The sequence below is a fragment of the Sphingomonas sp. DMC8 genome (genome assembly GCF_056314185.1).
This window is the reverse complement of sequence record NZ_JBQUYV010000007.1, coordinates 196,869-208,145: the sequence shown is the minus strand read 5'-3', so window position 1 is coordinate 208,145 and position 11,277 is coordinate 196,869. Positions and strand designations below refer to the sequence as shown.

At 63.6% G+C, this 11,277-nt stretch carries 10 protein-coding genes; 5 read left to right on the top strand and 5 right to left on the bottom strand.

From position 1 onward, the window contains the following. Positions 1-2: 2 nt before the first annotated feature. The 5 genes from ACT53K_RS15560 to ACT53K_RS15540 form a co-directional block, all read right to left on the bottom strand. On the bottom strand, positions 3-1,373 hold the full coding sequence (locus tag ACT53K_RS15560) for an O-antigen ligase family protein (protein WP_476229624.1): 1,371 nt from the start codon (positions 1,371-1,373) through the stop codon (positions 3-5). Positions 1,374-1,437: 64 nt separating this feature from the next. Continuing rightward, a complete protein-coding gene (locus ACT53K_RS15555) occupies positions 1,438-2,571 on the bottom strand; it encodes a glycosyltransferase (RefSeq protein ID WP_476229623.1) in 1,134 nt (377 codons plus the stop codon). A 323-nt stretch (positions 2,572-2,894) separates the two neighbouring features. Beyond that, complete coding sequence (locus ACT53K_RS15550; protein WP_476229622.1) at positions 2,895-3,869, bottom strand: cell wall hydrolase; 975 nt, start codon at positions 3,867-3,869, stop codon at positions 2,895-2,897. Positions 3,870-3,993: 124 nt separating this feature from the next. Continuing rightward, positions 3,994-4,881 carry a transglutaminase-like cysteine peptidase gene (locus tag ACT53K_RS15545; protein WP_476229621.1) on the bottom strand — a complete coding sequence of 296 codons (888 nt, stop codon included), beginning with the start codon at positions 4,879-4,881 and terminating at the stop codon, positions 3,994-3,996. Positions 4,882-5,100: 219 nt separating this feature from the next. Further along, positions 5,101-5,316, bottom strand: a complete 216-nt coding sequence (locus ACT53K_RS15540) for a hypothetical protein (protein ID WP_476229620.1) — start codon at positions 5,314-5,316, stop codon at positions 5,101-5,103. 407 nt (positions 5,317-5,723) lie between these two features. Here ACT53K_RS15540 and ACT53K_RS15535 point away from each other — a divergent pair, with 407 nt between their 5' ends. The 5 genes from ACT53K_RS15535 (at position 5,724) to ACT53K_RS15515 (ending at position 11,184) form a co-directional block, all read left to right on the top strand. After that, positions 5,724-6,320, top strand: coding sequence for a sugar transferase (locus tag ACT53K_RS15535; protein WP_476229697.1), 597 nt, complete (start codon positions 5,724-5,726; stop codon positions 6,318-6,320). Between the two features lie 126 nt (positions 6,321-6,446). Beyond that, positions 6,447-7,871 (top strand): hypothetical protein, encoded by a 1,425-nt coding sequence (locus ACT53K_RS15530; RefSeq protein WP_476229619.1) that lies wholly within the window; start codon positions 6,447-6,449, stop codon positions 7,869-7,871. 1 nt (position 7,872) lies between these two features. Next, complete coding sequence (locus ACT53K_RS15525) at positions 7,873-8,967, top strand: glycosyltransferase family 4 protein (RefSeq protein ID WP_476229618.1); 1,095 nt, start codon at positions 7,873-7,875, stop codon at positions 8,965-8,967. Positions 8,968-9,048: 81 nt separating this feature from the next. Continuing rightward, the gene (locus ACT53K_RS15520) at positions 9,049-9,939 is read left to right on the top strand and encodes a glycosyltransferase family 2 protein (protein ID WP_476229617.1); all 891 of its coding nucleotides are present in this window, start codon (positions 9,049-9,051) and stop codon (positions 9,937-9,939) included. Positions 9,940-10,164: 225 nt separating this feature from the next. Continuing rightward, positions 10,165-11,184, top strand: coding sequence for an MlaA family lipoprotein (locus ACT53K_RS15515; RefSeq protein ID WP_476229616.1), 1,020 nt, complete (start codon positions 10,165-10,167; stop codon positions 11,182-11,184). The last annotated feature ends 93 nt before the right edge of the window (positions 11,185-11,277 follow it).

Genomic DNA, 11,277 nt, shown 5'->3' with positions numbered 1-11,277 from the left:
GTTCAGGCAGTGCGACGGATCGCCTGGCCCCAGCATAGTCCGAGCAGTGCCGCCGCAAGGGCGGCGATCGCTGGTACGTTGAGCGCGATGTCGAGCATCGAGGCGCCGAACGCGAGAGCAACTGCCAGCATCGATGCGGAAAAATTCAGGTCCGGCCCACCGCGCCACAGCGCTCGCACGACCGGCCATAGAATCAGGCAGAGTGCCAAGGCGGTAAGGGCAACGCACGGCCAGCCGCCTTCCAGCGCCAGCTGAAGCACTACATTATGCGCCGCCTGCAGCATCCAATAGCCATCGGCATTAGCGGCCGTAAGCTGCATCAGGTTCCAGTCGGCGAAGCTGCCCAGCCCATGGCCCCAGAGCGCCGCCGGCAGACTGGCGGCCCCATAATGTGCCAGCAGCGCCATTCGGCTGTTCCAATCGTCGGCAGCCGCAGCGACGCGACCGAAAATCGCTGGGCCCGAAAGCAACGCAAGCAGCAGAAAAAAGCCGAAGCACGCAGCGATGATCACGATCCGCGCGGCGCTGGTCCGGAATTGCCGGGCGTTGCGGGAGCCCAGCTGAACCAGCAGGATCAGCAGGCCAACCAGCATCAGCGCAGTAGCGAAGCGCGATTGGGTCTGCGCGCATAAGGCGGCACTGCTCAGCGCAACCAGACCCGCACCGGCAAGCGTATAGACCGTCCGCGCGTCGCTGCGCCCGAGCCAAACCGCCTCAAGCCGGTGCATCGCAAACCCCGCGCCCAGCAAGGCGATCATGCCCAGCGCCGCGCCCGCAGCATTCCAGTTGCCGATCGTCGCCGTAAACCGTGCCTGGCCTTCGGTCGCGTCGAAGCCGAGATCCCGCAACAAACCGGCCTGCCGGAGCACCACCAGTACGAACAGATAGGCACCCGCAAACAGGATGATCCAGCCAATCGTTTCGCGTTGTGCGCCTCGGCGATAGCCAAGTGCCGCCGCTGCCATTAGCAATGTGGTGTTGGACAGGAAGCTGAGCGCGGCACTTTCGTACAAATCCGGCGCCACCGGCATGGGTATATGGAGCAGTGCGCGCGCGGTGGGCAGCATCGGGATCGCTGTCCAGGCCACGGCGCCGACCAGACACAGCAAGGGCGGCGCTATTCCGCGCCAATAGGGCTTGTCGATCCGGCCGAAACCAAAGGCGAGCAGCGCGAAACAAAGATTGGCGCAGGCGGCGATCGCCGCATAGGCGCCGTTGTTCGCCCCCTGAAAGCCAAGCGCGCCGATGAGTAGCGCCGCGAGCAGGGCTCCGGCTGCCCGCCGCCGCCAGCCAAGCCTGACGGGCGCGCCGCGGTCGGGTCCGGACAGATACCGCAGGCGGCCCGCAGTGCGTGGCGGTACAGCACGCACCATCAGATGCACTCCGAAAACACAGCGAAAGGGTGTCGCAGCACGGTGCTGCACGGTGCTGGACCGGTCATGCGTCGATCGCGGAGGGTTCGCGTTCCGGCAAGGCGGCGCGATCGAGCCGTCGGCGCGCATCCTCAACGGCTTTCAGAAAACCGGCACGGAAGTTTTCGACGCTGAACCGCTTTGCCTGCGCAATTGCGTCCGCAGGGTTGAATTGTGGCAACCAGGCTTCGAACGAAGCGATCGCGGCCTCGAGTGCGGCTGCGCTCTGCGTGCGATAGAAAAGCCCGGTCTTGCCTTCGACAACCGTTTCAAGCGCGCCACCGCGGCCATAAGCCAGCACCGGCCGCCCGCTTGCCTGCACTTCTACCGGAATCAGGCCGAAATCCTCTTCAGCCGTGAATACCAGGGCGCGGGCGCTGGCATAGGCAGCGCGGAGGGCGTCGAACGACATGCGATCGGTAAAGCGGATATTGGGCGGGGCGTTCCGCGCCAGCGCAGCGCGCATCGGGCCGTCGCCGATCACATGCAGCGGCAGGCCGTTGCGGGCAAAGGCTTCGACAGCGATGTCCGGGCGCTTGTACGGCACCAGCTGACTGACCCAGAGATATTCGGACCCGGCGACGCCCGGCGAGAAAAGGTCGGGGGCGATCGGCGGATAGACGACGCTGGCCTCGCGCCCCCAGAATTTGGCGATCCGTTTGCGGACGAAATGGCTGTTCGCCATGATCGCGTCGCTGCGGCTGGCGCTCGCCATGTCCCAGCGTCGCAAGCCGGGGGCGAATAGCGGCATGGTGAGACGCGCCAGTGCGCCGGCGGTCGCACGATATTCGTGATACTGGTCCCAGATATAGCGCATCGGCGAGTGACAATAGGTGACATGCACCGCGTCCGGCCGCGTGATCACGCCCTTGGCCGGACCGGCCTCGCAACTGATCACCAGATCATAGGCGCTGAGATCGAGTTGCTCGAGCGCATGCGGCATCAGCGGCAGATATTTCTGATATTGGCGGGTCGCAAACGGCAGGCGGGCGATAAAGGTCGTACGCACTTCGCGAGCGCGAATTTTTTCAGACATCCGCTCTGGCAAATAGGCATGCGTGAACAGATCGGCATCGGGATACAGATCCAGTATCTGTTCCAGTACGCGCTCGCCTCCGCGCATGGCGACGAGCCAGTAATGAATGATCGCGACGCGCATTGCCGGTGCTCAGAATGACAGAATGGGCGCGCATGCGCCGTTGCTGCAAGGTTCCAAGGAACGGCTGTCCGGAAATCCGCCTGCAAGGCGCTTATTATAGTTATTCAAAGTTTTACCCATAATGCAGCGCCAAATCCGAAGACGTACGGCGAACTTGTAATATTCCATAACGGTTCGCCTGTATTCATATTGTTTAATGGAGTGATTGTATATGGCGTATGCGGCGTGAATTTCGCCGGGCGCGCGGATAGCGGCCGCGCCGAAACAAGCCCCGATCGTGACTGCTGAATGATCGCCCCGCGCGGGCCGCCGGCAACGAAGCTTCAGTCGCGGCCGGGCAGTGGCAGGTGGCGGTTGGGCCTGGGGGTGGCGAAAGTCGCCCGGGGAGAGGGGCTTGGCACCGGCGTGGGTTGCGCAGCCGGTTGCACCGGCGCGGCGGTGTGATTTGGTGCCGGGACCGCTGGCCCTGTCACGAGTATCGTCTCGCCACCTGCCGGGAGTCCCGGCGTTGGAAGGGCAAAGGGTGCTGAGGGAGTCGGGCTCGGCGTGGGCGAGGGGGTCGGCGCGGCCATCGTGAAAGGATAGGCGCCATAGCCCATGGGCGGTGCATAGAAGATATGCGCACCCACCGCTGCGACCTTGCGCATCTCCGGAGCCCAGCGCGCGACGACATAATTGGCGTGATAATGCGTTGCCTGGCCGGCGGCGAGCGAGACGGCGCCGTGCAGCGCGTCGTTGGCGATAGCTTTGGCGACCAGCCATTTCTGCGGAACCGGCGTGCGCGCGAGCGATCCGTCGCAGGCAAAGGTGAACTGGCACCCCAGATGCCGCTCGGCGCCCTGATAGACGACTGCGCAAATCTGTTTCGGGAAGCGCGGATGGCGAAGCCGGTTCAACACCACCTGTGCGACCGCGCGTTGCCCGACGACGCTTTCGCTGGCCGCTTCGTAATAAACGGCTGCAGTGAGGCATTCGAGCGATTTGTCAAAGTCTGCCGGGCTCAGCCATTCGGCCACAAACGGAGGTGCGGCCGGATTGGGTCGGCGGTCGAACGGCATTGCGAGGTTGCGCCGCCGGGCGTCGTCGGCGCTCAGGTCGAGCTTCTGCTCGGGCAGGAAGGTCTCGATGGCCGTGTCGTTCTGTTGTGCGGCCGCGCGTTTGGAGGCGTCGCTGCCGCCGACCGGGAACTGCGGATCGAACGCCTCCCACGGCGTTGCCCAAAGCAGGAGGGCTGCCGCCGTGACGATTCCGGCGAACAAAAACAGGGCCAGAGTCGAGCGGCGTGCATGCGAGATCATGCGGCTCGGCCTCGCCAGGCAGGAATTTCCATCGCGGCCATGACGACACCGCCCTTATGCGGCGCGCCGGGGCCAGTCCAGCCCGGCCGGCGAGCAGGGGCGGCGTCGCCCAGCGCCGCAACGGTCAGCCTGTGACGGCCCGCCAGTCGCTCACCGCACCTGGGGACTGAACGCTGATCCAGCTATACGCCACCTGATGCCAGGGGCGGATATAGGGCGAGCGGCTGTCGAGCACGACGTCGCCGTCGGGGGTCCGCGCGACCAGCACTGTGTGCAGGCCGAGATCGCGGCGGTAGACCACAGCGAAAAACAGGCGATCGGGGGGGAAGCCTGCCTCGATCAGTTCCATGCGCTTTTCAATGGCCAGGTCTTCGCAGTCGCCGCTCGCGCCGTTTCCGGTGCCGGGGCGCGTCCAGAATTCTGCCCGGCCATAATGCGCGAGGTCAGAGCGCTGGCGGACGCGGTCATTGACGTAGCGATTGACCTTGGTCAGCAACGCCAGAGGAAGCGGACGCGCAGTCGCTTGTGCGGTCGGGACCGCCACCTGCACCGGCGCGGGCGCGCGCGGCGGCAAGCCGCAGCCGGAACTGTCCTCTGACATGCGGCCTTCCGGCCATACGGCCAGCGCAGACACCGGCATCAGGCCTTGCATGAGCGCGGTGGGGCCACGTCCGGGACGGGACAGCACCGTGTCGGCCAGGTTGCACGGCTCAGGCTCTTCCGAGCCAAGCGCCCCGGTGGCAAGGGCAGTGCCGCTAGCGGGAGCCGGCTCGGCTGCGGCCAGGCTGGCGCCCGGATTGCCCGAAGTCGCAGCCCGCGCTTCGCCATGTGCGGGCTTGCCGCCCAGCGTGGCGCACAGCGTGGTTTCGTTTTGGCAGAGTTCGACAAATCCAAAGGGCGCATCGACCGTGCCGCCCGTGGGAATAAATGCGGCCTCGCGATCAGAAGCTGCGGCGGGGGCTGCCCATAACAATAATCCCGCTGCCCCCACAGCGCTCCATCTCTTGCTCATCACGTCCTACTCCGATGACGAGCAGCACGACTATGCGCGGGGGGACTTCAGTGTGGTTGAGCGAAATGGTTGATCCGCGATTCAGCACGTTTGCCGGGGGCTCGGCTGCGGACCGCGCGAAGGGCTGCAGGTCATTTTGGTGGCCGCGTAAGAGCGAAATGAGCGCGGTTGGCCGCTACCGCCCAAGGGATAAAATGCGCGACCCTGGGCAGGGTTCTGTCACAGCAGTTTTTTCCAGAGCAGCGCCAGCAGTGCCCAGCCGACGAGCGTGCCGAGGATCAGTATCGCCAGCCGAGTCGCGCCCGGCCAACGCGCCTCTTCGGTGCGGGAATCGCGATTCTGTGGGTCCGCCGGTGTTTTGCAGGATGCAATCCTTGGATCGTCGACGGAATCTTCCTGTCCCAAATTGGCCTTTCGGGGCGTGCGGTTCGACATGTCCATAGTTCTGAGGCCGCCATTATACTTAATCAAGTTAAATTATAAATAACGTTTTTGGGCGGAAAAATTCCAAGCAATCCAGGTGGAAAGCAGAAGGGATTGTGGGCATTTCCGGCGCAGTTTTATCATAAAAATGAGTTCCCGCTGCCGGAATATAACGATTGTTTTGTTGTAAGAAGATTTAGGCAGATTTTGTCAGATTGTTTAGCTACGTTAACAAGTTGAAAACCATCCTATTCGTGAAAATATTCTGGTGAATATTTCAATATATTACACAACCGGATATATGGTGCGGTGCACCACGGAGTCGCACGCGGGGGCGTGTAAAGGGGGGGAGCGTGTACGCAGTACGTTCATCGGAATGGCAGGGTGTAGTTCCTGCGCGATCGCCGAGAGAATCGGCGATTCGGGTTGTTGATATTCTCCTCGGCTCGATCGGACTGGCGATTCTATTTCCCCTGCTGTTGATCATTGGGCTTCTTGTCGGCTTGACCGATCCGGGCCCTATCCTGTTCGCGCATCGCCGGATCGGGCAGGGCGGCCGGCATTTCCATTGCTACAAGTTCCGGACGATGGTGGTCGATGCGGACGTGCGGCTGCAGCGGCTGTTGCAGACGGACGCGAATGCGCGCGCCTATTGGGAACTGCACCACAAGCTGCGTCATGATCCCCGCATCACGCCTCTGGGCCGCTTCCTGCGCAAGAGCGGCCTCGACGAGCTGCCGCAACTGCTGAATGTGCTGCGGGGGGATATGAGCCTGGTCGGTCCGCGTCCGATCGTCGCGGCGGAAATTCCGCGCTATGGGCGCTGGTTCGCTGAATATTGCCGGGTACGGCCCGGCATCACCGGCATGTGGCAGGTCAGCCGTCGCAGCCGCATCAGCTATCGGCGGCGAGTGGCGATGGACATACTCTATGCGCGGCGTCGGAGCCTGCCGCTGAACCTGGCGATCATCGCGATGACAGTGCCGGCACTGATTCGGGCGGACGGCGCATATTGAAGCGGCGACGCGCTCGCCGTTGCAGGAAGGCACGGCGGGCGCTTCGGGGGCTGCGAGTCGCGAAGGGAACGGTGGTTCCGTCGGCGCGGCGCGTGGTTCGAAATTTTCTTGCCTGGAGCAGCCGGGATGGTCGTACTCATAGCGTATTGGGCGCTCTACGCCGCGCTTATATTTCTCCCGCTGCGCTATTGCGTCTGGGCGTTCTTCATTTCCCTTTCCTTCCCGGCGCTGGCGGTCATTCCGGTCGCCATTACCGGAGGGCTTTCGATCGTCGCCAGCTCCATGATGGCGCCATTGCTGGTCCTGAAGATTCTATTTCGGGGTACCGACACCAGGGATCTTCAAGACGCGCTGCTGAATCCGGCGCAGCTTGGCCTGCTGAGCGCATATCTGTTGGTCGCGCTGATCGTGACGGCAGTCGCACCTGCCGCTTTTGCAGGCGTGCCGGTGGTCAATCTGAGCGATAGCAGCCTGTCCGGCCTGGGTTATCGACCGTCGCATCTGGCCCAGTCGCTATATCTGGTCGCTTCCTTTGCGCTTTGCGTGGCATTCTTCTGCCTGCTCCTGCGCGAAAATGGGCGCAAGATGGTTGCGCAGGGCCTTGTTCTGGGCGGCGCCATGGCGGTCTTTTCCGGGCTGCTTGACATCGTGCTTGGTGGCAGCAACGCGGTTTTCGAACCGTTCCGGACGGCCAACTACGCATTCCTCACCGAGGTCTCCGTGGGATCGACCCGAAGAACGGTGGGATTTTGTCCTGAAGCGTCGTCGTTCGGCGGGCTTGTGGTCTTCTTTCTCGCGACCATCTATTTCCTGCGTCCGGCTGCGTTCCTGCCGCGCTGGACCCGCCCGATCGAAGCGCTGCTCATTCTCGCCCTGATCGGCTTTACCTATCTCTCGACATCCTCGTCGGCGCTCGCCGGACTTGTCCTGTTCGTTGCGATTGCTGCGGCGGACTATGTGCAGAAATGGAGTCTGGGGCCGGTAATCGACCGTTCGGAACTGATCTGGCAGGGACTGGTCGCATTTGCCCTGTGTTCGGCGGCATTGCTGATCTTCCTGACCAATGAGCCGCTTCGTCACGCGATGTCGGAGGTCATCGACCAGATGGTCTTCAAGAAAACACAGAGCGATTCCTATGAGGAGCGGACCGGCTGGAGCGCGGCAAGCCTGCATGCGCTTGCGGAAAGCTATGGCTTTGGCGTGGGGCTGGGCGGCACGCGCGCCTCGAACTGGCTGGTGGCCTGTTTTGCGAGCGCCGGTATCGCCGGCGGTGCGTTGCTGGTCGCGTTCCTCGTCAGCCGGTGGCTCTTGTCCTATCCGGCTGATGGTTCGCCGGAATGGCTGATGGCGCGGGGCGCCAAAAGGGCCGGGCTGGTGGTTCTGGTGCCGGCGCTGCTGGCGGGCACGACACCGGATTTCGGGGTCGGCAACGCGCTGCTATATGCGATAGCCTCCGCACTGCCGCTGGTATTGTGGCAGCGCCGATATGCGCAGGGATCTCCGGGGGGCCGTATTCAGGTTCCGGTGCCTCGCCTGCGCCCGGTCGCATGACATGTCCAAGGCGCGGGCAATGAAGGAAGGCTGCCTGTTCGACGTGGATTTTTCCCTCGCGATTCACAATCGCACGGGGAAGTATTTTATTGGCCGCGATATATTGGAGGATCAGCGGGCGCTGGTCGGGACCGTGTATTACGGGCGTCTTCCTGCACGCAGGGTTCCAGCCTACCTGCCAGGTCGAATCGTCGGCCGGCTGTTATACTGGGAGTTGCGCAGGCGAGCGAAGCGGCAATGGGCATTGCCCCGCATCCGGCCGAAAAATCCGGTACTGCATCTCGATCCGCTTACGGTACTTCCTTACTGCCTGGAGCCGCGCGACCTCGTGCTGGTACACGATCTCGGACCGCTTACGCACCCGCATCTGTTCGCGCCTGGCACTTCAGCCCTCTATCAAAGCGCCTATGCCGACATTGCGTCTGCGCGCCCCCGGCTCGTGTTCGTCAGCCGCGCCTCGATGAACGTCTATACATCCCTGTTCGGTGCGGATCATCGTGGCGTCGTCATTCCGCCGCCGCTGCGCGCAGACGCCATGGATGGCCCCATGGAGCCTGTTACCGGTGTTTCGGCGCCGTTTCTGCTGACCGTCGGCAGTATCGGTACGCGGAAGAACCAGTTGCGGTCGATCGAGGCATTTGCACGCTCCGGTCTTGCGGCGCGCGGCTATTCCTATGTGATTTGCGGCGGACCCGAGCCCGGATTTGAGGCTGTGGCTGCAGCTGCAGACCGCACGCCCGGCGTCGTTCGTCTGGGCTATGCACCCGATGCGCAATTGCGGTGGCTATACGGGACTGCCGCGGGCTTCGTTCTTGTCAGCGAGCTGGAAGGCTTCGGAATGCCGGTTGCTGAAGCGATCGGCAGGGGATTGGTCCCGCTCGTGTCCGCGGACTCGGTTCTTGAGGAAGTCGCCGGGCCGGATGCCTTGGTCGCGGACCCTCTGGACGTGGAGAGTATAGCTTCCGGAATGCGTCAGTTGGCGGAAATGCCAACACAGGAGGCAGCGGAGCGTCGACGTTCGATGATGGCCTGGGTGGCCCAGTTCAGCCGTGAACGGTTTCGGCGGGGCTGGGCGGAAGTGATGGGAAGCGATTGAAGATAGCGCTCGATCGAGGCGGATGTTCGAGCCGAGCCTTTTCGATTCAGATTGAACCCGGTTTTCTGCATTGGAGCGTGTGTGCAGGCGTTTCTGACTATCGCAATCTGTACCCATTCGCGACCGGGCGATCTGGAGTGCTGCCTGTCGGCGCTTGCGCCACAAATGCAGCAAGCTGACGTCAATTTGATCGTCGTCGACAGCGCCTCCGATGCCGTGTCGGCCGGGCAGGTTCGGGTGTTGGCAAACCGCTTTGGTGCAACCCTGATTCGCAGCGAAGAGCCGGGCCTCTCTCTCGCGCGAAACCTGGCCGTACAAAATGCGGATAGTGAATGGGTCGCGTATCTGGATGACGATGCAGTGCCGCATCCGAACTGGGCCCGCGACTTGATTGCCTCTCTGTCGGAGCAGGAGCCTGGGGTCGCCGTGGTAGGCGGTAAGATAGTGCCGCTATGGCCCGAAGGCGTTTCCAACGTCCATGTCACGGCTCTTTGGTTGCTATTGCTGTCGTGCGTCGAGCGGGAAGGGACAGGGCGGGTCGCGCAAGGCTATGATGTCTGTGGCGCCAATCTGGCGGTACGACGTGCGGCACTTGCCGGCGTGGGTGGTTTCCCCTTGTCGCTCGGCCGGGTGGGAACGCATCTTATTAGCGGCGAAGAATCCTGGCTGCTGGCCCGACTGGATCAGGAAGGCTGGGATTGTCGATATGATGATCGCTTTTCCGTCCAACACCGCATCCACCGAGAACGGCTTGATGTGCGCTGGGTCGCGCGGCGCGCCTATTGGGAGGGGGTGACAAGAGTCATTCTTCTCAGACATCTCGGCGCTGAACTGGGTTTCGCGCTGAACCCGTTCAAACTAGCGATATCGATCCCGGCCCTGTGGCTGTGGCGGCTTTGGAAGGATGATGCGGACGCGGTGATCCGTCTGGCAATGGCGATGGGATCGCTACGGGCCCGCCTCAGGTCTTGAAATGCCCCCTCCTCGGCAGCGGGAAACCCCTTGGCCCCCGCCGTCGATCAGCGTCCTTTCGCACAGCAGCAAATTTCCTTCGCCTGACCTGTGAGGATCAGCCGCGCTGACACCGTCTTTATTGCTGAAGCGTTAATGCATGGGGCCCGTCTTGTTTCCGTTTGTTTTCCCGTTCCGCTACGCGAGCGATGCTCTCGCCTATGGCCTGCGTTGCGGGAAATCGCAGTGATCGGGTCTGCGGTCGGGGCATTGCTGTTCGTGTCGCCGGCCGGTCCCGCGCAGGCGGCGGTTTCGCTTGCGGCGCAGTCGCAGCAGGCGCCGGCGCCGCTGGCAGAGGCGGTCCCGCTTGCCACCGCTGCCGCCGTTCCCGCCGCCAATGCCGCGCTCCCGGCCGAGGGCGAAGAGGTGCAGACGGTCGAGGTGACCGCCCGGCGGCATCATCCGCACGAGGATCCGCTGGAGGGCGTGAACAAACTCTCCTTCTCGCTCACCCAGCATTTCGATGACGCCATCACTGCGCCGGCCACCAGCGCCTATACCCATGTGGTGCCGAAGCCGGTGCGTTCGGGGTTGCGCAATTTCTTCCGCAATCTGCGCGAGCCGGTGGTGTTCCTGAACTTCATGCTCCAGCTCAAGCCCGGCAAGGCGATCGAAACGGTCGGCCGCTTTGCGATCAACACGACGCTGGGGCTGGGCGGCGTGATCGATGTGGCGAAGCGCTGCCCGTTCAACCTGCCGCTCCGCCAGAACCGCTTTTCCGACACGCTGGGCTTTTACGGGGTGAGGCCGGGGCCGTTCCTCTATGTCCCGCTGGCCGGGCCCACCACGGTGCGCGACGTGGCCGGCGGGCTGGTCGATTTCATTGCCTCGCCCTTCATGCTGGGCGGGGTGTTCCGCTCCAAGGCCTATGTCATCAGCTCGGCGGCGATCCGGGTGGTCGACCGGCGCGACCAGAAGGAAGACATGCTGCGCAGCGTGCGCGACAGCGAAGACCCCTATGCGACGCGCCGCAACATCTATCTCCATCGCCAGCAGGAGCGGATCGACGCGCTGCACGGCCTGGAACCGGAACAGGCACAGCCGCAGCCGCAGCGCTGCCGTCGCACCCCGGCGCCCGAACCGGCGCCGGCCTCGCCTCCAACCGCGCCGGTACCGGCAGCGCCGCCGCCGCTGACTGCGCCGGAACCGGTCGCGCCAGCGCCGCCGACCGCATCCGAAGCGGCAGTGCAGCCGGCACAGAGATAAGCCGGTTCGACGAGACGCCGTCGCCCGTCCCCCGCGCTTTGGGGGTTTACATGCGCTGCCGGCTGGGCTTGGTGGCGGGCCTGAACCCCCGGT